General features: G+C 74.1%; 20 protein-coding genes. 5 read left to right on the top strand and 15 right to left on the bottom strand.

Annotation, left to right across the window (positions count from 1 at the left end):
* Positions 1-28: 28 nt before the first annotated feature.
* The 3 genes from ABZ883_RS03770 to ABZ883_RS03760 form a co-directional block, all read right to left on the bottom strand.
* Positions 29-4,429, bottom strand: coding sequence for an FtsK/SpoIIIE domain-containing protein (locus ABZ883_RS03770; protein WP_360900898.1), 4,401 nt, complete (start codon positions 4,427-4,429; stop codon positions 29-31).
* Between the two features lie 45 nt (positions 4,430-4,474).
* Entirely contained in the window at positions 4,475-4,768 is a 294-nt protein-coding gene (locus tag ABZ883_RS03765) for a WXG100 family type VII secretion target (protein WP_319662927.1), read from the bottom strand.
* Positions 4,769-4,849: 81 nt separating this feature from the next.
* Positions 4,850-6,733, bottom strand: a complete 1,884-nt coding sequence (locus tag ABZ883_RS03760; RefSeq protein WP_360900895.1) for a hypothetical protein — start codon at positions 6,731-6,733, stop codon at positions 4,850-4,852.
* Between the two features lie 160 nt (positions 6,734-6,893).
* On the opposite strand from ABZ883_RS03760, the gene ABZ883_RS03755 reads away from it, so the two are divergent.
* Positions 6,894-8,324 (top strand): hypothetical protein, encoded by a 1,431-nt coding sequence (locus tag ABZ883_RS03755; RefSeq protein ID WP_360900892.1) that lies wholly within the window; start codon positions 6,894-6,896, stop codon positions 8,322-8,324.
* Between the two features lie 27 nt (positions 8,325-8,351).
* Here ABZ883_RS03755 and ABZ883_RS03750 read toward each other — a convergent pair whose 3' ends face one another.
* The 3 genes from ABZ883_RS03750 to ABZ883_RS03740 form a co-directional block, all read right to left on the bottom strand.
* Complete coding sequence (locus ABZ883_RS03750) at positions 8,352-8,882, bottom strand: sigma-70 family RNA polymerase sigma factor (protein ID WP_360900889.1); 531 nt, start codon at positions 8,880-8,882, stop codon at positions 8,352-8,354.
* Between the two features lie 368 nt (positions 8,883-9,250).
* Positions 9,251-10,180, bottom strand: a complete 930-nt coding sequence (locus ABZ883_RS03745) for an SCO0930 family lipoprotein (protein ID WP_360900886.1) — start codon at positions 10,178-10,180, stop codon at positions 9,251-9,253.
* Positions 10,181-10,230: 50 nt separating this feature from the next.
* Entirely contained in the window at positions 10,231-13,173 is a 2,943-nt protein-coding gene (locus tag ABZ883_RS03740) for a BTAD domain-containing putative transcriptional regulator (RefSeq protein WP_360900883.1), read from the bottom strand.
* A gap of 164 nt (positions 13,174-13,337) precedes the next feature.
* Here ABZ883_RS03740 and ABZ883_RS03735 point away from each other — a divergent pair, with 164 nt between their 5' ends.
* Positions 13,338-14,273 (top strand): 1-phosphofructokinase family hexose kinase, encoded by a 936-nt coding sequence (locus ABZ883_RS03735; protein WP_360900880.1) that lies wholly within the window; start codon positions 13,338-13,340, stop codon positions 14,271-14,273.
* Positions 14,274-14,298: 25 nt separating this feature from the next.
* Here the strand turns inward: ABZ883_RS03735 and ABZ883_RS03730 are convergent, their stop codons facing one another.
* Positions 14,299-15,267, bottom strand: a complete 969-nt coding sequence (locus tag ABZ883_RS03730) for a carbohydrate-binding protein (protein ID WP_360900877.1) — start codon at positions 15,265-15,267, stop codon at positions 14,299-14,301.
* 214 nt (positions 15,268-15,481) lie between these two features.
* Here ABZ883_RS03730 and ABZ883_RS03725 point away from each other — a divergent pair, with 214 nt between their 5' ends.
* A complete protein-coding gene (locus ABZ883_RS03725; protein ID WP_360900874.1) occupies positions 15,482-16,519 on the top strand; it encodes an SAM-dependent methyltransferase in 1,038 nt (345 codons plus the stop codon).
* On the top strand, positions 16,516-17,658 hold the full coding sequence (locus ABZ883_RS03720) for an NADH-quinone oxidoreductase subunit D (protein WP_360900871.1): 1,143 nt from the start codon (positions 16,516-16,518) through the stop codon (positions 17,656-17,658). Before ABZ883_RS03725 ends, ABZ883_RS03720 begins: the two co-directional genes overlap by 4 nt.
* Positions 17,659-17,691: 33 nt before the next feature.
* Here the strand turns inward: ABZ883_RS03720 and ABZ883_RS03715 are convergent, their stop codons facing one another.
* Positions 17,692-18,660 (bottom strand): hypothetical protein, encoded by a 969-nt coding sequence (locus ABZ883_RS03715; protein ID WP_360900868.1) that lies wholly within the window; start codon positions 18,658-18,660, stop codon positions 17,692-17,694.
* Positions 18,661-19,103: 443 nt separating this feature from the next.
* On the opposite strand from ABZ883_RS03715, the gene ABZ883_RS03710 reads away from it, so the two are divergent.
* The gene (locus ABZ883_RS03710; RefSeq protein ID WP_360900865.1) at positions 19,104-19,703 is read left to right on the top strand and encodes a GPP34 family phosphoprotein; all 600 of its coding nucleotides are present in this window, start codon (positions 19,104-19,106) and stop codon (positions 19,701-19,703) included.
* Positions 19,704-19,731: 28 nt separating this feature from the next.
* On the opposite strand, the gene ABZ883_RS03705 is transcribed toward ABZ883_RS03710, so the two are convergent.
* From ABZ883_RS03705 to folE, 7 genes are all read right to left on the bottom strand, one after another.
* Entirely contained in the window at positions 19,732-20,226 is a 495-nt protein-coding gene (locus ABZ883_RS03705; RefSeq protein WP_360900862.1) for a DUF3180 domain-containing protein, read from the bottom strand.
* A 50-nt stretch (positions 20,227-20,276) separates the two neighbouring features.
* The gene (gene folK, locus ABZ883_RS03700; RefSeq protein WP_360900859.1) at positions 20,277-20,867 is read right to left on the bottom strand and encodes a 2-amino-4-hydroxy-6-hydroxymethyldihydropteridine diphosphokinase; all 591 of its coding nucleotides are present in this window, start codon (positions 20,865-20,867) and stop codon (positions 20,277-20,279) included.
* Positions 20,864-21,223: a dihydroneopterin aldolase gene (gene folB, locus ABZ883_RS03695; protein WP_360900856.1), complete on the bottom strand. Its 360-nt coding sequence runs from the start codon at positions 21,221-21,223 to the stop codon at positions 20,864-20,866. Before folB ends, folK begins: the two co-directional genes overlap by 4 nt.
* A gap of 224 nt (positions 21,224-21,447) precedes the next feature.
* Positions 21,448-21,939 (bottom strand): nuclear transport factor 2 family protein, encoded by a 492-nt coding sequence (locus ABZ883_RS03690; RefSeq protein ID WP_360900853.1) that lies wholly within the window; start codon positions 21,937-21,939, stop codon positions 21,448-21,450.
* Positions 21,940-21,997: 58 nt separating this feature from the next.
* Entirely contained in the window at positions 21,998-22,852 is an 855-nt protein-coding gene (gene folP, locus ABZ883_RS03685) for a dihydropteroate synthase (protein ID WP_360900850.1), read from the bottom strand.
* Between the two features lie 30 nt (positions 22,853-22,882).
* Positions 22,883-24,511: a phosphatidylglycerol lysyltransferase domain-containing protein gene (locus tag ABZ883_RS03680; protein ID WP_360901633.1), complete on the bottom strand. Its 1,629-nt coding sequence runs from the start codon at positions 24,509-24,511 to the stop codon at positions 22,883-22,885.
* A 297-nt stretch (positions 24,512-24,808) separates the two neighbouring features.
* Positions 24,809-25,417: a GTP cyclohydrolase I FolE gene (folE, locus tag ABZ883_RS03675; protein WP_360900847.1), complete on the bottom strand. Its 609-nt coding sequence runs from the start codon at positions 25,415-25,417 to the stop codon at positions 24,809-24,811.
* Between the last annotated feature and the right edge of the window lie 75 nt (positions 25,418-25,492).

The raw sequence follows: 25,492 nt of genomic DNA, 5'->3' as shown, positions 1-25,492 counted from the left end.
GGCCGCCCTTCGTGCGTGTCGTCCGGCGTCAGACCTCCGTGCCGGACAGCGGCACCTGCACCGCCCGCAGCGACCCGTCGCCGAGGTGGATCAGGCCGCGGCCGGGCTGCGGCGCCTGGCCGACCACCCCGCGGGTCAGCTTGACGCCGATGACCTCGCCGTCGGCCAGGCCCTGCGGCGACAGCAGCATGCCGGTGCGGTTCCGCTTCACCTGGCCCATCCAGCCGGCCAGGCTCAGCGCCAGCGACTCGGCGTTGCCGGCGGCCAGCACGCCCCAGCCGTTGCCCGCGCCGCCCCGGGCGAGCAGCGCCAGGTCGGCGTCGATGTCGGAGCCCATGAACAGCTCGGCGTCGTCCACGACCACCACCGCGTTGTCCTGCGGAATGGCGCCGAGCACCCCCCGGAACTCCTCGACCGTCACCTGCGCGTCGGTGATCACGGCCGCCACCCCGGGCCTGCCCTCCAGTTCGCGCAGCGGCGAGCGGCGCGGCGCCAGCAGCACCAGGCCCGTGCCCTCCGCCAGCAGCGAGTGCGCGGCGGTGAGCAGCACCGTGCTGCGGCCGGTCCGCGGCGGCCCGGCGACGACGAACGTGGGAACGTCGGCGAGGTCCGGGCCCAGCGAGGCGAGGGTGTCGCCGCCGACCGCGACCAGCGGGCGCATCGGCCCGCGCCGGGTGTGCAGGGCCAGCGCGTCGCGGTAGGCGATCCGGTCCGGCAGGACGTCCAGGCGCAGCGGCCCGCGCTCCGCCGGCACACCGGCCTCGCGTTCGGCGAGCGCCGTGCCGAGCGCGGTGAGGAACTGGCCCTGCGCCGCGCCGGAGAGGTCACCGGTCAGGACCGCGATCTGGGCCTCCGCCAGGTCCAGGGTGCGGATGCCGCGCCCCGGGGCCGGGTCGCTCGGCGCCGACTTGGACGGGACGCCGACCGACGAGTAGTCCTGGCGGTCGTTGAGCTTGAGGACGATCTTGTCCTCGGTGGTGCCGGAGAACCGGCTGGAGCCCAGCACCCGGTCGCCCGCGAGCACGAGGTGGATGCCGACGCCCGCACCGTCCCGCAGCAGCCTGATCATGCGCTCCATGAGGCTGCCGTTGTCGTACGCGGTGAACTCGCGCTCGAAGACCTCGAAGCGGTCCACCAGGAGCACGATGTGCGGCAGCCGCTCCCCCGCGGCCTGGGTGCGGCGCAGCTCGGCGAGGTCGGCGGCGCCGCGGGTGCCGAGCACGCCCTGCCGGGCGGTGAGTTCGGCGTTCAGCCGGTCCAGCAGCCGGCCCAGGCGCTCCACCTGGTTGCGGTCCACGACCGCGCCGCAGTGCGGCAGCGCGGTGAGCGCGTTGAGCGCGCCGTTGCCGCAGTCGATCCCGTACAGATGGACGTCGTCCGCGCCGTGCGCCTGCGCCAGGGCGGCGGCGAGGGTGCGCAGCGACTGGGAACGGCCGCTGCGGGGCGAGCCGATGAGGTGCAGGTGGCCCGCCCGGTCGATGTCGAACTCCAGCGCGGCGCGGGTCTGCCGCGCGGGCAGGTCCACCATGCCGTAGGCGACGGGCGGCAGTTCGGCCTCCCGTTCGCCGGCCGGTTTGGGCGCGGGCGGCGCCGTCCACTCCAGCACCTCGGGCAGCGCGGGCAGCCAGGGGCTCGGCTGCCGGGGAACCCCGGCCAGCCGCGCGGCCTGGGCGACAGACGCGGTGAGCACCGCGAGGTCGGTGACCGCCTCCGCCTGCGCCAGGCCCCTGCGGGCGCCGCGGGAACCGCCGGTGGGCAGCGGCCCGCCGAGCTCCCGCCAGGTCACCGCGTGGGCCCGGACCGGCACTTCGGTGCCCTCGGCGACCGCGCCGCCGGGCCGCCGGCCGCCGACGCGCCCGGACTGGAACGGCAGCAACGCCGACGGGCCCAGGCGCGCGTAGGCGCGTCCCGGGTTGGCGGGCGAGATCTCCCCCGAGTCGGGGGCGTCGATGATGTCGCGGCTCTCGGTGGTGTCGGTGGTGCGCAGCGCGATCCGCAGGTTGGTGTTGGCCCGGATGTCCGGGGTCACCGCGCCGCCGGGACGCTGGGTCGCCAGCACCATGTGGATGCCCAGCGAACGCCCGCGCTGGGCGATGTTGACCAGGCCCGAGATGAAGTCGGGCAGTTCGCGCACCATGGACGCGAACTCGTCGACGACCAGGAGCAGCCGGGGCAGCGGCGGCAGCACGTCGCCGCCGCGGGACCGCTTGTCGAGGTAGTCCTCGATGTCCTTGGCCCCGGCCTGCGCCAACTGGGTCTCCCGGCGGCGCAGTTCCGCGCCCAGCGAGACCAGGGCGCGCTCCACCAGGTGCGTGTCCAGGTCGGTGACCAGGCCGACGGTGTGCGGCAGGTCGGCGCACTCGGCGAAGGCGCTGCCGCCCTTGTAGTCGATGAGCACAAAGGTCATCTCGTCCGGCCGGTTCACCACCGCGAGCGTGGCGACCAAAGTCTGCAGCAGCTCGGACTTGCCCGAACCGGTGGTGCCCGCGATCAGCGCGTGCGGCCCGTCGCGGACCAGGTCGACCGAGAAGTCCCCGTCGTAGCCGGTGCCCAAGACCGCCCGCGTGCTGCGGCCGCCGAGCGACCAGCCCGCCACCACCGCCTCCGCGGTGGGCGGTTCGAGGCCCAGCAGGTCCAGCAGCCGGACCGAGCCGGGCAGCGCGCTCTCGTCGCTGTCGCCGACACCGCGCAGCGGCGCCAGCGCCCGGCCGAAGCGCTCGTACCAGGCGGGCTCCGGCGAGTCGGTGCGCACGCCCTCCAGGGCGGAGCCGGTTCCGGTGCGGACCCGCGAGACACCCTGCGCGGTGTCCCCGGTGACGACGACCGCGCCGCACTCCTCGGGCAGCAGCCGCTCCTCGCGGTCGATGCACAGGGTGTGGACACCCACCGACGGCCCGTCCCGCAGCAGGGCGATCACGCCCGGCAGCGAACGGGCCCTGCGGGCCTGCTCCAGCACGACCAGGATGTCCGGGTAGCCGTTGACGCCGCCCCGGACCAGATCCGGTCCGGCCGCCATACGGGACGTGACGATCTGGCCCAGTTCGCCGATGCGGCGGGCCAGCGACTCGGTGGTGCTGCCCACCAGCGCGTAGGCGTCCTCGCCCTGGGCCTGCGCGTGCGGCAGCCAGCGGGCCCACGACCACGCCGCCTCCCCCTCGGGCCCGGCGAGCACGACGATCCGCAGGTCCGCCGGGCTGTGCAGGGCGGCGGCCTGGGCCGCCATCCACCCGGCGAGCCGCTCGGCGCCGGGACCGGCGAGCCCCGCCACCCCGGCCCTGCGCAGCGGCACGGAGACCGGCACCTGGCCCAGGAGCGGCACGGTGGTGCGCCGGTGCTCGTCCTGGGTGGGGTCCTCGACGCTCAGCGACGAGGGAAGATCGGCCGTCCCCACCCGGACGGAGAGGAAGTCCGGGTCCTGCCAGCGCCGTTCCCACAGCCGCTCGGACGGCCGCACGGCCATCTGCAGCAGCGAGGCCGGATCGGGCAGCGACAGCCGCAGCCCGCGCTGCTCCTCCAGGACGGCGGACTCGACGTCCGCCTCGACCCGTCGCAGCGCGCCCTCGTACTCCTCCTTCTTCTCCAGGTACTTCAGCATCGCCTGCTTGCGCCCGCCGAACTGGGTGAACAGCGCGGCGAGCGGCGAGAGCAGGGCGATGAAGACGAAGACCCAGCTCTTGGTGACGAAGATGGCGATCGCCGCGCTGCCCGCGGGCAGCAGCAGGATCGGCAGCAGCGGGACGGGCCGCTTGTCGGGCCGCACGGGCGGCGTCGGGAGCCGGAACTTGCCGCCCGCGCGAGCGGGCAGGAAGCGCGGCGGCCGGTTGAACTCCAGGCCCAGGCCGTCGGCGGCCGGGGTCAGCGGCGCGGTCGCCGCCTCGCGCGACGCCAGCTCCAGCAGGGTGTCGCCGACGGCGAGCTGACTGCCCTCGCGCCAGGCCGCACCGGCCGCCGGCGCCTTGCCGTCGAGCAACGCGTCGGCCGCGGACAGCAGTTCCGCACCACCGTCGAGCCGCACCCGGATCCGGGCCGCGAACGCCGGGGCGTCCTCGGCCAGCCGGATGCGGCAGGTGCGGTCGCTGCCGAGGTCGTACTCGCCGGGCACCAGCCGGAAGACCGTGCCCGCGCCCCGCCCCGACACCAGCCGGATCTCGGTGCGCCCCTCGGGCTCGGACTCCGCCGGCAGGGCGGAACCGAGCCCGAGGTCCATGCCGTCCCGCACCCCGGCCGCCTGGAGGGTGGCGTCCGGGTCGATCTCCCCCGCCCCGGTGAACAGGGCGGGCCCCCCCGCCCCGCCGGCCCCCTCGTGGTCGACGGCCCGCGCGAGTTCCGCCGCGAGAGTGCCGGCCCGTGCGGTCGGCTCGGTCTCGACGACGACGGTGGTGGACACCCCCTCGACCCGGGGGTCACGGACGCTGACGTTCAAACGCACGATGCATCGTCTTTCTCACGGAGGGGCGGGACGGGGGGAGCGGGCTCAGCCGAGGTTGGAGCCGAGCTGGTCGTCGGTCTGCGAGAACGCGTCGCCGACGGAGCGGACGTACTGTCCGATGCCCTGCAGACCCTGGTTGACCTGGTCGAAGCCCTTGGCGAACTCGTCGAAGAACGGCGAGAACTTCTGCTGGGCGGCCGGGGTGCTGTAGCCGTTGGCGAGCAGGTTGGAGATCTTGCCCTTGACCTCGCTCAGCTTGTCCTGGAGCTGCGAGAAGTCGTTGAGCAGCGCCTGCGAGGTGGAAGCGGTCTCGTCCGAGTTGACGCGGTAGTCGGGCATGTCGGTACTCCTTGCGTGATCGGGTGAAGAATCCGTCCCTCGGAGGGACGGAGGTCTGTGAGGTACGGGTCCCGGACGGCGCTAGCGGCCGTCGGCCCCCGTCGTCCCGTCGCCTCCGGCGGGGCTGGTCGGCGCGGTGGTGAAGCCGTCGCCTCCGGCGGGGCTGGTGGGTGCGGTGGTGAAGCCGTCGCTGCCGGAACCGGCCGGCGAGGCACCGCCGCCCGGCGGGGCCGCCGGGCTCTGCGGCGGGATGTCCAGCGGGGTCAGCGGTGGCCGCCCGGTCGTGGGCGACGGCGGCAGCGGCACGTCCGCCGGGTTCACCGTGTGCGCCGCGCCGGTGCCCGCGGGTGCGGCCGGGGCCGTGGGCGCGGTCGGGGAAGCGGGCGGCGTGGGGGCAGTCGGGGAGGCGGGCGGCGTGGGCGAGTGGGGCGAGGCCGGGGCCGTGGGCGAGGTCGGCGAGGGCGGCAGGGGCACGTCCGCCGGGTCCACCGTGTGCGCCGGGCCGGTGCCCGCCGGCGGTGCCGGGGTCGTGGTCGCCGGGCCGGTGGAGCCCTTGATGGGGATGCCGTCGGCGACACCGTCGATCTTGCGTCCCAGCCCCGCGACACCGACCGGCCCGGAACCCAGCTTGGGCGCGGAGTTGGCGATCTCCCCGGCCGCGACCTCGTTGGGGTCGCCGCCCTGGGCCACCCCGACACCGATCTTCGCGCCGAGGGTCGAGCCCTCCTCGATGAAGCCGCCGACCTGGTCCGAGGCCCGCTTGCCGATCGAGTCGCCCAGCGCGGGATCAGTGGTGTCGCCGAACCGGCCGCCGCCCCCGGGCGGTACCGGCGCGTTGCCGCGCGCGGAACCGATCTTGCCGATGCCGCCCTTGAACGCCGTCCCGGCGACCGCGCCGGCGGCGGCGCCCGCGAAGACACCGGCCGCGGTGATCTTGTCGTGGTTGGCGGCCTTGGCGGCCGCCTCCAGCGCGGAGTTGGTCAGGAACTTGCCGCTGACGTCCACGGCCGTCTTGCCCACCGGGTTGGCCAGCACCGCGCCGACCGCCTTGTTGGCGGTGATCGACTCGCCGACCTTGGTGATCGTGCCGGAGACCTTGGCGATGGTCCCGGAGTTCTTGATCGCGGCGACCGCGGCCGGGGCGATCGCCTGGACCGCCTTGCTGCCGAGCTTGAACAGGGAGGCACCGGGGATGATGCCGATCAGCCCGGCGACGAAGTCACCGGCCTTGATGCCCCCCGTCTGACTCGCCACCACTTGGTTGAAGACGAACAACGCCCCGCCGAGCAGCGCTCCCACCACCGGGAAGAACACGGCCACCACGGCGATCAGCGCGGCCAGCAGGATCTGGACGAACGGGAAGTCCTTGAAGAAGTCGGCGATCTTCTGGAAGACGTTGCGCTCGGGAATCGCCTCCGACGCCGCCTGGTCCAGGACATCGGCGCAGGTGCGCTGCGCGGACTCCCGCATCTGCTTGGCCTGCTGGGCCAGTCCCTTGGCGGCCCCGAGCTCGTTGTTGCCCGCGTCGATCTCGTCCTGGACCGCGCGGGCCTGCGACTTCTCCTCGTCGGTGGGGTTCTCGCCGAGCGTCTTGGGCGTCTGGCCGGCCTTCGCGGCGGCCGAACGGGCCTGGTCGACGGCGCGGTCGAAGGTGTCCTGGGCTTCCTGGAGGCGGGGGATGTAGTCGGTGTAGGCGCGGGCCGCGTCGTGGTACGAGGTCGCCGTCTTGTTCAGCTTGTCGGGAAGGTCGTCACCGATCTTCTCCTTGAGCTGGTCCATGGCCGAACCGCGGCCGAGGGAGATGGTGCCGTCCTTCTTGAGGATGTTGAGCGCCTTCTCGGCGGCGTCACCGACGTCCTGGTACCGCTTGACGATCCCGCGGATCAGTTCGGGGTCACCCGGCGTCGGGTCCCGGTCGAGCCCGACGAGACGGAAGTCCTCGTCGCTCGCGTGCCGGCGTCCCATCCTTGCCCCTCCCAGCTCCGTGTTCGTTGTCGCTTGCCACACGGCGCCCACCGGGACTTGGTTCAGATCTCTTTCGAACCTTTTTCACGGGGCGCCCCGTGTAGGGGGTGACGGAACCCGGAACCCCGGACCACGGCCCGGCACGCACACGACGACTTGGGTGGAGACGATGAGAGACGGCGTCAGCGCCACAGGGCGGCACCGGCCGGGTGCCGGTACGGCCGCACCCGCCCGCGGGACGGCCGTGCGCCGCGCCGCGGCCGCGGTACTGCTCGCGCTCTGGGCCCTGTTCGCGGCGGGCGCCGCCCCGGCGAGCGCGGACGACCAGCTGGTGAAGGTCTTCGTGGTCCAGGACACCGCGGCGGCCGGGGGAGCGCCCGCGACACTCGCGTCCGTCGCGGCGAGCACCCTCGGCGACCCGGCCCGCGCCGGGGAGATCTTCGACCTCAACCGCGGGCAGGCGCAGACCGACGGCTCCGCCCTCACCAGCCCGGACGAGCAGCTGCACCCCGGCTGGATCCTGCGGCTGCCGCAGGACGCCTCGGGCCCCGACGTCCAACTGGCCCGGGACAACGCCGCCCAGAACGCCTCCGCGCCCCCGGCCGCCGACAGCGCGACGACGGGCACAGGCACGGGCGGCGGTACCGCATTCACCATTCCGCTGCCGGCCGCGATCGCCGTACTGGGCGCCGTTCTGCTCGCCCTGGTGACCGCGGGCATCGTCGGACGCCGCCATGTGCGCGCCGCGTGGGCCGCACTGGGCCGCGCGGTGCGCCGGCTCGGCGATCCCGTCGCCCGGCGCCGCCGCCTGGCGCTGCGCCGCACCGTGGGCCGGCGCTTCGCCGCCGACGCGGGCTCCGTGCGCCGCGCCTACGCGGCCGCCGCCGAACTGTCCGGCCCCGGCGCCGCCCCGGAGCGCCCGGTGCACGCCCTGCGCGTGGACAGCACCGGGGTGACCGCGTGGCTGACCCCCGGTGACGCACCCGGCGCCCCGTGGACGGCACTCGACGGGCCGGAGGGCACCCGGTGGCGCACCACCGCCGGCACCGGCACCTCCCGGGTCCCGGACGACCGGGCCTGCCTGGTGCGGGTCGGTGTCGAAGCGGACGGGGAACCGGTCTTCTACGACCTCAGCCGGCTCGACGGGGTGCTCAGCGTCACCGGCGACCGCGACGTCGCCCGCGACGTGGTGAACGGCCTGCTCGAAGAGGTCGCCCGCAGCCGGCCCGGCACCCCGGTGACCGTCCTGCGCGGGCCCGAGGACACGTCGCAGCTGACGCTGCCCGCCGGGCTGCGGCAGGTCGTCCGCATCGAGGCGGGCGCGGCGGCACCGGCGTCCCCGGCTCCCGGGGAGCACACCACGGTGCGCGGCGCCGCCGCCCGCCGGCCGGTCCTGGGCCTGGTCGTCATCGCCGGCACGCCCACGGGCTCGGAGGCAGCCGAACTGGCCGAGCTGTGCGGCCCCGGCGGGGCCGGCTGGACCGGACTGGTCTGCGGCGACGTCGGCGGCGCCCACTGGCGCTGGACGGCCGACGCGGACGGCGGGGTCGACATCCCCGTGCTCGGACTGCGCCTGACGGTCCCGGCCTGAAGGACGTGAACGGGGTCGGCTCCGCGGTCAGCTCGCCGCGGAGCCGACCCGGCTGCGCAGATTGCTGAGCGCGTAGTGCTGCCGGGACTTCACCGTGCCCGCGGGCACCCCGAGGATCCTGGCCGTCTCCTGCACGGTCCTGCCGAACAGGTACGTGTGCACGAGCACCTCGCGGTGCTCGTGCGACAGGTGCCGCAGCAGGGCCCGCGCGTCGACCGAGGCCAGGACGGCGTCGGCGTGGTCGGGCTGGACCACGTCGTCATGGTCCGCGCCCACCGTCTCGTGGCGGGAGCGGGCGCTGCGGATGCGGTCGATGGCCAGGTTGCGGGCCACCGTCAGCAGCCAGCCCCGGACGGAGCCCTCGCTGCCGTACAGCCGGTCGGTGTGGTGCCAGGCCCGGATCAGCGTCTCCTGGACGACGTCCTCCGCCATGTGGCGGTCCCGCAGCAGCCGCTCGGCGTAGGCGAGCAGCGGTTTGCCGTGGTCGGCCACCAGAAGGGTCAGCAGATGTCCGGAGCGTGCCGCGGGGCGGACACCCGGGGCGGCGGCGAAAGTCATGGTCGGTCCTGGAAGGCACAGCTCGTCCCCGTCGGCGCTCCCGGCTCCTGCACCGGCACCACCGCACGGCCGGAGCGGTGCGCGGATCGCCGAAGGACGGGGCGGGGCGGGCGGCGGCCGGACCGGGCGTGGGGCCCGCCGGCCGACGGGCACGAAGGTTCGTGCCTGCTTCGGCGATGTTCCTGGCGGAATCAGCGCGTGGCGTGATCGTAAGCAGGCACCGATGCCGAAAAACTGACGCAATTCTGACCATCCGCGCCACGCCCCGGGTCCGGGCACGGCAACGGCCCGCCGGGGCAGCGGATGCCCCGGCGGGCCGTCGGCCGGACCCCCGGGCCGGCGCGCTCGCGCCGCCCGGGCCGGGACGGTCAGCCCTTGGCCGCCGGAACGGTCTTGCCGCGGTCGACCGTGATGTCCTTCTTGATCGCGAACCACACGCCCTTGACGTTCTGGCCGTTGGTGTCGCCGGGCTGGCTGTCGCCCTTGAAGGTGTAACCGGGCCAGCAGTTGAACGCCTCCTGCGCGGTGCCGTTCGGCGTGTTGAAGGTGAACAGCGCCTTGGGGTCGAGGCCCGCCTTCTTCGCGTCGGCCGCGGTCACCGGGGCGGTGGGGGTCCACTTCTGCAGGCAGGTCGCGTCGCACGCGGTCTTCATCGGCCACGGCTCGTCCTTGGTGAACAGGTACAGCGTCCGGCCGTTCTTGTCCTGGAGGATCTTCCCGAGCTTGGGGTCGTTCAGCACGCCGAGGGCCGGGCGCTCCACACCGGCCTTCCAGCCGTCGGGCTCCGCGGCGTACCACACGCCCTTGACGCCCTGGCCGTTGGTGTCACCGGGCTGCGTGTCCTTGGCGAAGTAGTACAGCGGCTTGCCCGCGAGGGTGAGCTGCTTGGAGCCGTCGGTACGGGTGATGGAGCCGAGCAGGTCCTGGTTCAGGCCCTTCGCGGTCTGGGTGTCGTCCGCGGGGACCGGCGGCCACTGTGCCGCGCAGTCGCCCTCGCAGTTCGACACTCCGGGCGTGGTGTCCTTGCTGAAGACGTAGACGGTCCTGCCCTTGCCGTCCACGACGATCGTCTTGAGCTGGGTGTCGGTGCGCACCGCCAGCCCGGACGCCGCCTCCGTCACCGGCGGGGCCGACACCGTGTCACCCACGTTGGGATAGCCGGACACCGCGTTCACCACCGGCTGCTCCACCGCCGCGGGTGCGGCGCCCGTGCCGGTCTGCTGACCGCAGGCGGTGACAGCCGTCAGCGCCAGCGCCGTACCGGTCAGGAACAGGGCGTTCCGCGCGTTCTTGTTCATCGCACTTCCTCAGGTCCACCAGACGTCCGCTCCGGGCCGGAGCTACGCCGCTATACACGGACCCGTGGCACCACTGGGTTCAACCCGGTGCCGTGCAATTTTTCGCGCACCCCCCGGGCGTCGGGATGACCGATGCCCTCCAGGATCGCCAGCGCCTGACGCAGCGCACCCGCGGCGCCGTTGACGGCACCGGCGGCGATGTGGGTGTCGGCGATGTGGACGAGGGTGTCGGCCTCCAGGTACGCGTCCCGGATCTCCCGGTACATCCGCAGCGCCCGCCGGAAGCAGTCCAGCGCCTCTTGGTGGTCGCGCAGTTGGTGGTAGGCGCAGCCCAGGCTGTCCCACGCGGCGGCCTCGCCGTTGAGATCGCCGGTCTCCTGGTGGATGGCGAGCGAACGGCGGCACTCCTCCACCGCCTGGTCGTACTCGCCGAGCAGCATGTACGTCCAGCCGACCTCGTTGTGCACGCTGGCCTCGCCGTTGAGCTGCCCGGCCGCACGGTACAAGTCGCCGGCGAGCCCGTAGTGGCGCAGCGCGTCGTCGTGCCGCCCCTGCCGGTTCGACAGGAAGGCCCAGTAGCGGTGGACCCGGGCCTGGCCGCAGGCCTCGCCGACCTCCCCGAACAACTGCAGGGCGCGGAGCAGGTGTTCGCGCGCACCCTCCCAGCGGTCCAGCCGCCCCAGCGCGAAACCGAGCGCCCGGTGCGCGTGCGCCTGACCGAGGACGTCGCCCTGCCGCTGCGCGGCCGTGGTGGCCGTGGTCTGCGCGGTCCGCTGCTCCTGCCAGCGGCCGTTGCGGTCCAGGTACAGCTCCAGCACCACGGCCAGCCGCCAGCTGTGCGACCCGTCCCCGTGCCGGCCGTCCTGCTCGACGGCGGCCAGCAGCACGGACCGTTCGGCATCGAGCCAGTCGGCCGCCGCGCGCTGGTCCGTGAAGCGCTCGGGCACGGTGTGCGGCGCCGGACGGCGCAGCGCGAGCCGTTCACGGTGCGGGGCGAGCGCGGCGACGGCGGTGTGCGCGCTGTGCAGGTAGTGGTCGAGCAGCCGGACCCCGGCCGCGGCCGCCTCCCCCGGGTCGTCGAGCTCGCCGGTCAGTTCCGTCGCGTACGCCCGCAGCAGCCCGTGCGAGGAGAACCGGCCCGGCGCGTTCTCGAAGAGCAGCTGCGCCCGGACCAGCTCCGCGAGCAGCGCGCGCGTCTGCCCGGTGCGCCGGGCCGCGAGACTCGCGGCGGCGGCCACCGAGCAGTCCGGCCCGGGATGCACGGCCAGCAGCCGGAACAGCCGGGCCGCCTCCGTGCTCAGCGCCTGGTACGACCAGGAGAAGACGCTGCGCGCGTCGCCCAGCGGCGGCTCACCGGTGAAGGCGTCGAGGCTGCCGTGGCTCTCGCGCAGCTCGTCGGCGATCGCGGACAGCGGGAAGCCCGGGTTCAGGGCCGCGCGGGCGCTGACGATGGCCAGCGCCAGCGGGAGCCGCCCGCACAGCGCCACGATCTCCGCGGTGGCCAGCGGTTCCCGGGCGACCCGGTCCGCGCCCAGCCGCAGGGCCAGCAGCTCCTCCGCGTCGTCCTCGCCGAGCAGGTCCAGGGTCAGGGAGCGGGCGCCCTCGGCGGCCACCAGCCCCTGGAGCTGATGGCGGCTGGTGACGACCGCCAGGCAGCCGGGCGCCGACGGCAGCAGCGGGCGGACCTGCTCGGAGTCGCGGGCGTTGTCCAGCACGACCAGCACACGGCGGCCGGCCAGCAGGCTGCGGTAGAGCGCGGCCTGCGCCTCCAGCCCCGCGGGGATGCGGCCGACCGGTATCCCGAAGGCGTCGAGCAGCGCGCGCAGTGCCTCGGCCGTGCCCATCGCGGCGCCCGTGAGGTGGAAACCGCGCAGGTCCAGATAGAGCTGGCCGTCCGGGAAGCGGTCGGCGACCTGATGGGCCCAGTGCACGGCCAGGGTGGTCTTGCCCACCCCCGCCATGCCGCTGATCACCACGGCCTGCGCCGGTTCCGCGGGGACGGGCAGCAGCGTCCGGGACAGTTCCAGCTCCGAACGCCGCCCGGAGAAGGCGGCGAGGTCCCGGGGCAGCTGCGCCGGGCGCAGCGGGACCGCGCCGCCGGGGGCGTCGTCCGCCGGGGGCGCTGTGTCTGCCGCGTCCGCTGTGACCGGCGCATCCGCTGGGTCCGCTGGACTCACGACGGGTCGCGCGGGTGCCGGTACCGCCTCCGCCGGTGCCGCGCGGTCCACGGCCGTGCCGTCCAGCACGCGGTACTGCGCCTCCCGCAGCTCCGGACCCGGGTCGAGCCCGAGCTCGTCGGCGATCCGCAGCCGTACTCCCTGGTAGACCTCCAGCGCCTCCGCCTGGTGCCCGGTCGCGGCCAGCAGGTCGATCAGCCGGGCCTGGAGCACCTCGTCCAGCGGATGGTGGGCGGCGGCCTGCCGCAGGGTGATCAGCACCCGCTCCGTCAGGGCGTCCCCCGCGGCCGGCGCGTACCCGGCGGCCTCCTTCACGGCGACCAGGTGCTCGTTGTCCACGGCGGCGAAGACCGGGTGCGCCCGCACCTCGGGCGCGATGCCGGAGGCCGTCGGGCCCCGCCACAGCCCCAGCGCGTCGACCAGCAGCCCGGTGGCCCGGACCCGGTCGCCGCGCTGCGCCAGGTTCCGCGCCTGTACGCGCAGCGCCCGGAACTGCAGCAGGTCCAGCTCCGCCGGCTCCACCTCCAGCCGGTAGCCGCCCGCGTCACGGACCAGACGGCGCGACGCGGACCCTGTCGGCAGCCCGGGTTCGAGCAGCCGGCGCAGCCCGCCGATGTGCCGATGGACCACGTTCACCGCGGTCTCGGGGGGCTCTTGGCCCCACAGAGCGTCCAAAATGGCGTGCAATGGCACCGGTTGCCCGCTCTGGGCCAGCAACAGGGCGAACAGGGCCCGCTGCTTCGGGGGGCCCAGCTTCACCTCGGCCCCGTCCCGCCAGGAACGGACCGGCCCGAGGATCTGGAAGCGCACCACCACCCGGCCAAGCTTGGCATGCCCGCGGGGCTGCGTCGCGCCCGGAGCCGACGGCGGGCCCTCCGACCGGGACAAAGGCGGTCCGGCGGCAGCCCGGGGTCTGTGCCCGAGACCGTTCCTTTGGCATGATCCCTTCCCATCGCACCCGTTGTTCGAAGGGATCTCGCGTGATCGTCACCGTCACGTTGAACGCCGCCATCGACGTGACCTACCGCGTCCCCCGGCTGCGGCCGCACACCACCCACCGGGTGTCGGAGACCGCCGAACGCCCCGGTGGCAAGGGCCTGAACGTCGCCCGCGTCCTGGCCGCCCTCGGCCACGAGACCGTGGCGACCGGTTTCGCGGGCGGCCCCGCCGGCGCCCTGCTGCGGGACCACCTCGCCGCCGTGGACGGCGTCACCGACGCCCTGGTCCCCATCTCCGGCACCACCCGGCGCACGGTCGGCGTCGTGGACGCGTCCGGCGGCGGCACGACGATGTTCAACGAGCCCGGCCCCACGATCACTTCGGAGGAGTGGACGGCCTTCCTCGGCGTCTACCGCAAGCTCCTGGACGACGGCGCGCGGGCCGTCGCGCTCTGCGGCAGCCTGCCGCCCGGGCTGCCCGTCGGCTGCTACGCCGACCTCGTGCGGGACGCGCGGGCCTCGGGCACACCCGTCCTGCTCGACACCAGCGGTGAACCGCTGCGGCGCGGACTCGCCGCCCGGCCCGACCTCGTCAAGCCCAACGCGGGCGAACTGGCCGGTCTCACCGGGGCGTTGGAGCCCCTGCGGGCCGCCCGCGACGCCCGGCGCCGCGGTGCCCGCGCCGTCGCCGCCTCGCTCGGCCCCGACGGCCTCCTCGTCCTCACCGAGGACGGCTCCGTGCTGCGCGCCCGTCCGCCCGCGCCCGTCGCCGGCAATCCGGCCGGCGCGGGCGACTCCGCCGTCGCCGGCCTGCTGTCCGGTCTCGTGGAGGGACTGGACTGGCCGCGCCGGCTCGCCCGCGCCGTGGCGCTGTCGGCGGCGACCGTGGCCGCACCGGTGGCGGGCGAGTTCGACCGCGCGACGTACGCGGACCTGCTCGGGCGGATCGAGGTCGGCGCGGAGGAAGAGCCGCGCTAGGCCGACCCGCCCCGGCCCGGGCGGGTCAGCTCTTGTGCTGGCCCGCTTCCAGCCACATCCGGTCGAGGTAGAAGTTGCACTGGTTGCCCGCCTCGCAGGAGAGCGTCACCGTGTTCTCGCCCTTGTTCAGGGCGATGTAGCTGAAGGAGTTGGTCCAGCCGTGCTCGTAGTCGCCCGGCTTGGCGTTCGCGAAGTTCTTCAGGCTGATGGGCCGGGCCTGCTTGGAGCCGTTGACCGTTATGGTCGCGTTGCCGTCGGCGCCGGGCACGCTGTAGTCGACGAACACGGTGTACGCGCCGTCGTCGGGCGCGGTGAACTTCCACGTGACAGTGGCGCCCACCTTGTCCATCCCGGCGACGTACTTGCCGTCCGCGGCATTCGCGCCGGGCACGTCCGAGGTGATGAAGGCGCCGCCCGACAGGGGCAGGCTCGCCACGTCGGTCTTGCCGGGCAGCTCACCGCCCGCGGCGTCGCTGGCGGAGGGCTGCGGCGTGTCGTCGCCGGTGCCGGCGCTCGCGGTCGGCGACGGGGTGCCGCCCGCCTGTGCGTCGTCGCCGGAGCCGTTGGCCATGGCGACGCCGATGCCGATCGCGACCGCCGCGACCACGGCGACGGCGCCGATCAGCAGGCCCTTGCTGTTGGGGCCGGTGGAGCGGGAGGCCGCGGCACGGCGGCCGCCGCCGGGACCGGCGGGAGCGGGCTGCGGCATGGCCTGGGTCGCCTGCGGCTGCTGGCCGTAGCCGGGCTGCTGCGGGGGCTGCTGGCCGTAACCCGGCTGCTGGGGCCGCTGCTGCTGGCCCTGCGGGTAGCCGTAGGCGGGGGGTTGCTGCTGCTGGCGGCGCTCGCCGACACGCTGGACCTGGTTGTACGACGTGCGGGGCACACCCGGCTGCGCGACGGACGTCTGACCCGCGTCCTCGCCGTCCTGCCGGTACAGATACCCGAAGGGGTCGTCGTTCCCGGGCTCGGGGGCGCCGTTGTTGCCGGCCGTCATCCGCTCTTCACCTTCCACTGCCTATCGCTTGCACAGCCCTATCAGTGCCGGGAGACCCGGCATAAGGGAGTGTGCTCTCCGGATGGCCAATGTTCATGATCGATTCATCCGCGGCTGTCGCGGGCGGACACATCCCTGCCCCGGGTACCCTACCTGTCCGCACTGAGCGGCCGCGGGCCGCGAACCCTCCGAGATGCGCCCATACGGTGGAGCCGTGACCGAAGACACAACCCGGGGCGCGCCCCGGGAAGCGGACGAGTGGACGGGGTGGCGGGCGGCCACCGAGCGGGCGCTGTACGGGCCCGGCGGCTTCTTCCGGCGCGAGCGTCCGGCAGCCCACTTCCGTACCTCCGTGCACGCCTCGCCGCTCTTCGCCGGCGCCGTCGCGGAACTGCTGCGTCGCGTCGACGCCGACCTCGGGCACCCGCGGGACCTCGCCTTCGTCGACATCGGCGCGGGCGCGGGAGAGCTGGTCAGCGGGGTTCTGGAGGCCTTCGACGACCCCCGGCTGCGGGTCTTCGCGGTCGAGAAGGCGCCGCGGCCGCCGGGGCTCGACGCTCGCGTCCAGTGGTGCGCGGAGCCGCCGCGGAGGATGCGCGGGCTGCTCTTCGCCAACGAATGGCTGGACAACGTACCGGTCGACATCGCGGAGACGGACGCGCACGGCGTCGCCCGTTACGTCCTGGTCCGCGCCCGCGACGGGGCCGAGCGGCTGGGCGGCCCGGTGGACGGCGCCGACGCCGCGTGGCTCGACCGCTGGTGGCCGCTGACGGGCGCGGAGGAGGGGACGCGGGCGGAAATCGGCCGGTGGCGGGATGCCGCCTGGGCGGACGCGACCGACTGCCTCGACGCGGGGCTCGCCGTCGCGGTCGACTACGGGCACACGGCGGGCGCGCGGCCGCGGTACGGGACGCTCACCGCCTTCCGGGAGGGCCGCGAGATCTCGCCCGCCGTCCCCGACGGCTCCAGCGACATCACCGCGCACGTGGCCATGGACGCCTTGGCCGCCCCCGGCGCCGTCCTCACCACCCAGCGCGAGGCCCTGCGCGCCCTCGGCGTCACGGGCGCCCGCCCCCCGCTCCAGTTGGCGTCCACCGACCCGGCCGGCTATGTCCGCGCCCTGGCCGGAGCGGGCCAGGCGGCCGAACTCACCGCCCCCACCGGCCTCGGCGCGTTCCTCTGGCTCAGCCTGGCCGTCCCGCCGGGCCGGGCCGCACAAGCGGCCCGTACGGGTGGGAAACTAGGCGCATGACGGAGACCACGATCGGGATCGGCGGCGCCGCCGAGGGCACGGACATGGTGCTGAACATCGGCCCGCAGCACCCCTCGACGCACGGCGTGCTGCGGTTGCGGCTGAAGCTGGACGGGGAGCGGATCAGCGAGGCCGAGCCGATCGTCGGCTACATGCACCGGGGAGCGGAGAAGCTCTTCGAGGCCCGCGACTACCGGCAGATCATCATGCTGGCCAACCGCCACGACTGGCTCTCCGCGTTCTCCAACGAACTGGGCGTCGTCCTCGCCGTGGAGCGCATGCTCGGCATGGAGGTGCCGGAGCGCGCGGTATGGACCCGCACCCTGCTCGCGGAACTCAACCGGGTGCTCAACCACCTGATGTTCCTCGGCTCGTACCCGCTGGAACTGGGTGGGATCACGCCGATCTTCTACGCCTTCCGCGAGCGCGAGGACCTCCAGGCGGTCATGGAGGAGGTCTCCGGCGGCCGCATGCACTACATGTTCAACCGCGTCGGCGGCCTCAAGGAGGACCTGCCCAACGGCTGGCACGGACGCGCCCGCGCCGCCGTGGCCCAAGTGCGCTCCCGCATGGGGACGTTCGACGACCTGGTGCTGGGCAACGAGATCTTCCGCGGCCGCACCCGCGGCGTCGGGGTGCTGCCGGCAGCCGACGTCCACGCGTACGGCGTCAGCGGCCCGATCGCGCGCGCCTCGGGCGTCGACTTCGACCTGCGGCGCGACGAACCGTACCTGGCCTACGGGCAGTTGCAGGACACCCTGAAGGTGGCGACCCGCTCCGAGGGCGACTGCCTGGCCCGCTTCGAGATGCTGCTGCACCAGACGCACAACGCGCTCGACCTCGCGGACGCCTGCCTCGACCGCATCGCCGAACTGCCCCCGGGCCCGGTCAACCAGCGGCTGCCCAAGGTGCTCAAGGCCCCGGAGGGCCACACCTACGCCTGGACGGAGAACCCGCTCGGGCTCAACGGCTACTACCTGGTGTCCAAGGGCGAGAAGACGCCCTACCGGCTGAAGCTGCGCTCGGCGTCCTACAACAACATCCAGGCACTGGCCGTGCTGCTGCCGGGCACGCTGGTCGCCGACATGGTGGCGATCCTCGGCTCGATGTTCTTCGTCGTGGGCGACATCGACAAGTGACGCCGCCCCGGGCGCCGGCTCCGGGGCGCGGCGCTACGAGGACTGGGCGCGCAGCTCGCTGAGGTCGAACTGCTCGGTCTCGTCGTGCGCGGTGAGGTCGATGACCTCGGCGCCCGCCTCGGCGGCGGCGTCGGACTGCAACGCCGCGCGGGCGGCGACCGCCTCGTCCCCGACGACGTCGGCGAGATCCGCCTCGGCGGCCCCGTCCGTCCCCGGCGGCAGCTCCTTCGGCTGGCCCTTGGCGTTCTTGGCCGTGCCGAAGAAGTCGAACCCGCCCTGGGTCCGGGAGGCCTGCTTGTGCGGCTTGGCGTACGGAAGGACGGCGGCGGCGACGGCGGGCAGCGCCTTGGGCTGCCGCACCGGCAGGGCCGGGTTGCCCGCGGGGCGCTCCAGGACGCCACCGGTGGCCGTGTCGCCGTCCGCGGCGGCGTGCCGGCCGTGCTGCTCGTCGGAGTCCGCCACGTCGCGGCGACGGGCCTCCTGGACGGTGACGGCGGCCTGCTGGCGGGCGGCGTTGCGCGACAGGTCCTTGAGTGCCGCGGCGGCCTGCAGGTACGCGGTGGGGCCGAGGGCGTTCGCCGGCACCGCCAGGGCGGAACCGGCGGCCTGCACGGCCAGGACCCGGCCGTCCTCCAGCGCGCGGGCGCGCTCGGACTCGGCCGTGGCGTAGCGGCGCAGCAGATCGGCGTGCTCGGTGCGCAGCCTGGCCAGTTCGGCGCGCTTGCCGCGCAGCTTGTTCTCCAGCTTGCCGCGCAGTTCGCGGGAGTCCTCGAGGTCGACCTCCAGCTCCGCGATGCGCTCGTCGGCACGCCACTCGTCGCGCACGCGGGCGGTCTTGAGGTCGGCGACCTGCTTGCCGGCCGAGCGGTCCCAGCTGCGCAGCAGGAAGGCACCGGCACCGGCCGACGCCGCCGCCCCGAACACGAAGACACGGAGCAGCCCCGGATCACCGACCGCCAGACCACCGAGCGCGAGGGCCGCGGCGGAACCGGCGACCGTCACGGGCGGCAAAAGCCTGTGCAGCGGTTGGGAATGGCGGTGGCGTCCACGTGGCATGCCAAGGAACTTAGCGTGCCCGTGAGTCGCATGGGGCCTCGCCATCCGATTTCTCACTGAACATACAACGACAAATACGGAGGGCAGCCGCCCCGGCACAATGCGTGGCGCGAATGCCCGCGCCCAAAGAATTCCGATCTTGCTCATCGCCACGACGGGCCCCCGGACCCGGCGAATTCCGCGGCCCCGCGCCGACCTGCTGTTTCGGCCCGCGTGGGGCGGGCGGGACAGGCGCCGCGGGGAATTCCACGGGCCCGGTGCGGCGCCGATCGCGATGAGCCGGACTTTCCGATCGACGTCCGCCGGGGAAGATCACTGGCGGGCGGACGGCGGCCGCGTGACAATCGGCGGGAGGGCCGCCGGACGGCGTCCCGGCGGGGAGCCGTGAGATGACCACACCGCGGGATTTGCTGATCACCGCCTCGGAGCCGGCGTCCGGCCGCTCCGTCGAGCAGGGCGATCTCTCGCTCGCGCTCGCCGGGGCCGAGGCGGTCGACCTCCTGGCCGCCGGAGCCGTGACGCTGGCGGACGGCCGGCTGGTGCCCGGCGAGCGGTCCCCCCTGACGGACCCGCTGCTGGACGGCGCGGCGGCGGCGCTGAACCGCCAGGCACCGTACGAGACGGTCGCCGACTGGCTGTGGCGGCGGGGCCGGGACCTCACATCGGTCTACCTGGCCGCGATGGAGGCGGAGGGCGAACTGGTGGAGAAGCGGCGGCGCCGCTGGGTGGTCCTGCACACAACGGCGATCGTGCCGGGCGACACCACCGCCCGCCGCCGCGCGGCCGAACGCTGGGCGGCTCAGGAACCCGTCCTGGCCGGCCTCGGGGCGGCGGTGGGACTGCGGGACGGCGCGCCACCGGCCGGTGATCCGGCGGCGGGCGTGCTCGCCGCCGTCGACGACGCGGTGGGCGAGCTGTCCGTCGAACGCCGGCGCCGCGCGCGTCGGCAGGAGGACGCCCACGCGGAGAACGTCAGGCGCGGCTACTGACCGACCACGCGAGCCATGCGGGACCGGGCTACGCGCGGTCGCCCATGACGCCGTTGCGGTGGTCGTCGTCGTCCTCGGGGAGCCGGCAGACCCGTTCCAGGAAGAGTGCGGCGGCACACACCGCGACGCCCGCGAGCACCGCCGCGCCACCGTAGATCGCCTGGTCGCGACGGGGCTGGTTGTCGAGCTCGTACATGATCAGGAAGACGACCGCGCCGCCGTACATGCCCGCGACCAGAGCGGCCACCAGCGCACTCGCCTGGCCGAAGACGACCGCGCGGGCGGCCAGCAGCGGGTCCACCCCCTTGGCGCCGGGGCGCCGCTCGCGCTGGGCCCGCAGCCGGGCCCGCAGCGACAGCGCGGTGGCGGCCAGCACGACCGCGATCAGCGCCAGCACGATGGGGGCGGCCACGGGCACGCTCGGCAGCGTGCCCACCGAGTCCCAGAGCTTGGCGCCGGCCCAGGAAAGGACCCCGGCCACCACGAAGAGACCCACCAGGGTCCTGACACGCAGCGCCTTCACCGAGTTCTCGCTCCCCACATCGACGGACACAACGACGAAGACGTCAACGATTACTCGGGCAGTCTGAGTTCCACGTCACCGCGCGACCAGACCGACTCGCGCCCCACGCCCGCCAGCAGCCCGGCCACCGGGCCCGCGCCCGGCAACTCCGCCGCGGGGTCGATGTCGTGCCACGGAGCCAGCACGAACGCCCGCTGGTGCGCCCGCGGGTGCGGCAGGGTGAGCTCCGGGTCCTCGGAGACCACACCCTGGTAGGCGACGATGTCGACGTCTATGGTCCGGGCCCCCCACCGCTCGGTGCGGGTCCTGGCGAAGGCGTCCTCGATGGCCCGGCCGCGCTCCAGCAGCGAGGAGGGCGGCAGGGTGGTCCTGATCAGCACCACGGCGTTGAAGTAGTTCGGCTGCGAGCCCGGCTCGACGCCCCAGGGCTCGGTCTCGTACACCGGCGAGACCTTCTTCACGCGGACGCCCGGAGTGTCCTCCAGCGCGTCGACCGCTCCCTGGAGGGTCTCCAGGCGGTTGCCGAGATTGCTCCCCAGGGAGATCACGGCGTACTTGGGGTTCTGCAGCGTGGAGTCCGCCGCGTCGACCTGCGCGACAACGGAGGCCGGGACGGGCTGCACGGTGGGGTCGTAGCTCACGGGCGCCTCCGGATGATCGATACGGTCACGTCGTCAAAGGGCACGGTGATCGGGGCCTGCGGCTTGTGCACGGTCACCTCCACCTCCTCGACCAGCTCGTGCTTGAGGCACTGGTCGGCGATCCGCTGGGCAAGGGTCTCGACGAGGTCCACCGGCTCGCCCCGCACGACGGCCACGACCTCCTCGGCGACGATCCCGTAGTGCACGGTCCGCGTCAGGTCGTCCGTCGCCGCGGCGGGCGCGGTGTCCAGTCCGAGGACGACGTCCACGACGAAGTCCTGGCCCTCGCGGCGCTCGTGCTCGAACACGCCGTGGTGTCCACGGGCTCTCAGGCCCCGCAGCGCGACTCGGTCCACGATGCACTCCCGCTGGTCGTCGAACGGACGGACGAAATTGACGAGGGGTGGAACGTAACAGTACGCCCTTTCTCGAATCTACCTGCGACCACCGACAGCCCTCCGGTACCGGGCCGGCCGGGGTCCGGACGACCCGCGCTTACCCCGTACCGGAGCCGCCTACTCCGCCTCCGCCGACTTCTTGCCACGAACGGGTCACGAACAGGTGGCGCGGCGGGCGGTGTTCAGGCCGCGCCCTCCCCGGCGCCGTCGTCGCCGGCCCCGTCCTCCGCGTCGTCCTCACCCGCGCCCGCCATGACCGGGGAACCGTGGTGCACCCACAGCCGCCAGCCCTCCGGTGTGCGCCGGAACACATTCGTGGCCACCACCAGACCGCCCACCAGCGAGCCCATGTCGCCCTCCTCCTCGGCAGGACCGCCGGTGAGGATGTTCTCGGTGCACGTCACGAGCGCGGTGTCCCCGTCGACGGCGACCTCCACGTCCGTCAGGAAGAACTGGATGTAGTCGGTGTTCGCCATGATCAGCGCGTACGAGCGCATCACCTCGCGGCGCCCGCGCAGCACCGGCCACCCCGGGTGCACCACCGACACCGTCTCCGCCAGCGGGCCGGTCAGCACCAGCTCCTCCAGCGCGTCCAGGTCCGAGCGCTCCACGGCGTCGTAGAACGCCTGGTTCGCCTGCTCGACCTGGGCCGCCTCGGCCGTGCGCGGCGTCACCGCGACACCCCCCGCGCCACAGCGCCCCGCCGTTCTCCGGCCCGTTCCCGCCGCTTGTTCATCGCGCCCCCTCGATCGCCCTCGCCACGCGGACCGCGTCCGCACTGTCGTGCACCTCGTGCACCCGCACCGCCCACGCCCCCCGGCTCGCGGCGATCGCCGTCACCGCCGCGGTCGCCGCGTCCCGCTCGCGCGCCGGCGGCGGATCGCCGCCCTCGCCGGCCAGCACCCGGCCGAGGAACCGCTTGCGCGAGGCCGCGATCAGCAGCGGGCGGCCCAGCGTCCGCAGGTCCTCCATGTGCGCGATCAGCGCGAGGTCGTGCTCGGCGTCCTTGGCGAAGCCCAGACCCGGGTCGAGCACGATCCGCTCCGGGGCGATCCCGCCGGACACCGCCGCGTCGAAGCTGCGCCGCAGTTCGCCGGTGACCTCGCCGACCACGTCGGCGTAGACCGCGCGGTTGTTCATGTCGATGCTCTGGCCGCGCCAGTGCATCACGACGAACGGGCTGCCCGCGGCCGCCACGACCGGGATCATCGCCGGATCGGCGAGGCCGCCGCTGACGTCGTTGACCAGCGCCGCGCCCGCCTCCACCGCCTTCTCCGCGACCGCGGCCCGCATCGTGTCGACGCTCACCACGACCCCGGCCCCGGCCAGTTCCCTGACCACCGGGATGACCCGGCGCAGCTCCTCCGCCTCGTCCACCCGCGCGGCGCCCGGACGGGTCGACTCACCGCCCACGTCCACCAGGTCGGCGCCGGCGGCCACCAGGTCCAGCCCGTGCTTGACGGCCAGCTCCGGGTCGAACCACTCGCCGCCGTCGGAGAACGAGTCCGGCGTGACGTTCACCACGCCCATGACCGCGCACCGGTCCCAGGACGGCAATCCGGCCACGTGGCCGCGCATCGTACCCATGAGGTCAGCCTAGGCGGTGTCGGACGGCGGTCACCGCAGACGGCGGGAGGCCCAGACGGGGAGGGCCAGCGTGACGAACCCCTCGGCCTGCATCGCGGCCAGGCCGATCCGGGGGAGGTCCTTCGTGGCGCGGAAGACCAGGAAGCGCGGCAGCCACTCGGGCTGGAACTTGGCGTTGAACTTGTACAGCGACTCGATCTGGAACCAGCGCGACAGGAAGACCAGCAGCCCGCGCCAGGTGCGCAGCACCGGCCCCGCGCCCAGCCGCTCGCCGCGCGCCAGCGCCGAACGGAACATCGCGAAGTTCAGCGAGACCCGCCGCACCCCGATCTCCGGTGCCCGTTGCAGCGCCGCGACAATCAGCAGCTCGTTCAGCCCCGGGTCGGCGGCGCGGTCGCGCCGCATGAGGTCCAGGGACATCCCGTCGGCCCCCCAGGGGACGAAGTGCAGCACCGCCCGCAGTTCGCCGTCCGCGTCGTAGGCCGTCGCCACCACGCACGCGTCGTCGGACGGATCGCCGATGCGGCCCAGCGCCATCGAGAAGCCGCGCTCGGTCTCGGTGCCCCGCCACGCGTCGGCCGCGCGCCGGACCGTCTCGCGTTCGTCCTCGCCCAACTCGCCGACCCGGCGCACCTTGCACACATAGCCGGCCCGCTCGATCCGCTTCACCATCTGCCGCACATTGCGCATGGCCCGCCCGGACAGCGAGAACGCCGATGTCTCCACGACGGCCTCGTCGCCCAGTTCCAGCGCGTCCAGCCCGGTCTCCCGGGTCCACACCTCGCCGCCGGTCTCGCTGCACCCCATCACCGCGGGGATCCACGCGTGCGCGCGGGCCTCCGCCATGAACCGCTGTATCGCGCCCGGCCAGGCCTCGACGTCGCCGATCGGGTCGCCGCTGGCCAGCATCACCCCGGACACCACGCGGTAGCAGACCGCCGCCTTGCCGCTCGGGGAGAACACCACGCTCTTGTCCCGGCGCAGCGCGAAGTGCCCGAGGGAGTCCCGGGCGCCGTGCCGGGCCAGCAGGCAGCGCAGCCGCTCCTCGTCCTCCTCGGTCAGTTCGGCGACCGGACGGGCGGGGCGCAGCGCCAGGTACGCGGTGACCGCGGCGGTCAGGAAGCCGAGCCCGCCCAGCGAGTACGCGACGACATCGGCGGCCTGGTCGGTGGTGTAGCTGACGGGTCCGTCGAAGCCGAACAGCCCGTACAGCACCTCGGTGAAGCGCTGCGCCACCGTCGGGTCGCCCATCTCCGCGGCCGGGTGCGCGCTGACGATCACGAGCCCGAGCAGCACGCTCAGCCCGCTCAGCCCCGCGAACGCCGCCACCGCCCGCCAGCGCGTGCGCGGGTCGCCGAGCGCCGAGAACTCCGCCCGGTACCGGATGAGCAGGGCCAGCAGGAACGCCGACAGCACCGCCCCGCCCAGGGAGTGACGGTGCAGCACCTGCGCCACCCCGCCGATCGGCAGCAGCACCACCGCGGCCCGCCAGGCGCGCTTCTTCCCCCGCTTGAGGCCGTGCGCCAGCATCAGCACGAGGATGCCCGTGACCACGGCCGCCGCCGCGGCCACCGAGGTGACGGTCCCGGGGACCACCCCGGCCAGCACGTGCATCCGGCTGTGCCGGAACCGCGGGAAGATCCCGGCCGCCAGATCCATCAGCCCGACGAGCGCACACGCGGTTCCCACCGCACGAGGTGACGCCGCCGCGGGCAGCACCGCGGGAAGCCTGCGCCCGGCCCCCCGGGAAACCCGTACGCCGGGCTCTTCCTCTGCGACGACAGACATGGCCCCACCAAGTGTGCGGAAATGTGCCGTACGCCCGACTCGCGTACGGAGATGTGCGCCCTGTAGGACGTGAACTCCCGCCCGCGGGTTCCGTCGGTCGCACAACCGTGTCCCCCCGGAGACCTGCCCGTCCGGGGGGATGCCCGCCGGACGCCGCCGGCGATCAGCTCATCGGGACATGATCATGCTCATGGCCTCGGCCCGCGTCGCGGGGTCGCGCAACTGCCCGCGCACGGCCGAGGTGAGGGTCTTGGCGCCGGGCTTGCGGACGCCCCGCATCGTCATGCACATGTGCTCGCACTCGATGACCACGATCACACCGCGCGGTTCGAGTATCCGCATCAGGGACTCCGCGATCTGCGTGGTCAGCCGCTCCTGCACCTGCGGGCGGCGGGCGAAGACGTCCACCAGCCGCGCCAGCTTCGACAGCCCGGTGATCTTGCCGTCCGCCGACGGGATGTAGCCCACGTGCGCGACGCCGACGAACGGGACCAGGTGGTGCTCGCAGCTGGAGAGCACCTCGATGTCCTTGACCAGGACCATCTCGTCATGACCGAGGTCGAAGGTCGTCGTCAGAACGTCCTCCGGCTCCTGGTAGAGCCCGGCGAAGATCTCCCGGTACGAGCGGGCCACCCGCGCCGGGGTCTCGCGCAGGCCCTCACGGTCGGGGTCCTCGCCCACGGCGATGAGAAGTTCGCGGATCGCGTTCTCGGCACGTTTCTCGTCGAACTCACCGATGGGGCTCTGCTCGCCCTCAAGGGTCACCGGGTCGGTCATCTGTGCCTCGTTCCTCGTACGCCGTGCCACGCGGGAAAAGCCGCGGCCCCCCAGGATAGAAACCTGGGGGGCACG

Origin of the sequence: Streptomyces sp. NPDC046977 (assembly GCF_040644455.1) — a bacterium.
Lineage (GTDB): Bacteria > Actinomycetota > Actinomycetes > Streptomycetales > Streptomycetaceae > Actinacidiphila.
The sequence above is the reverse complement of the archived record's forward strand: the minus strand, read 5'-3'. Positions and strand labels throughout refer to the sequence as shown.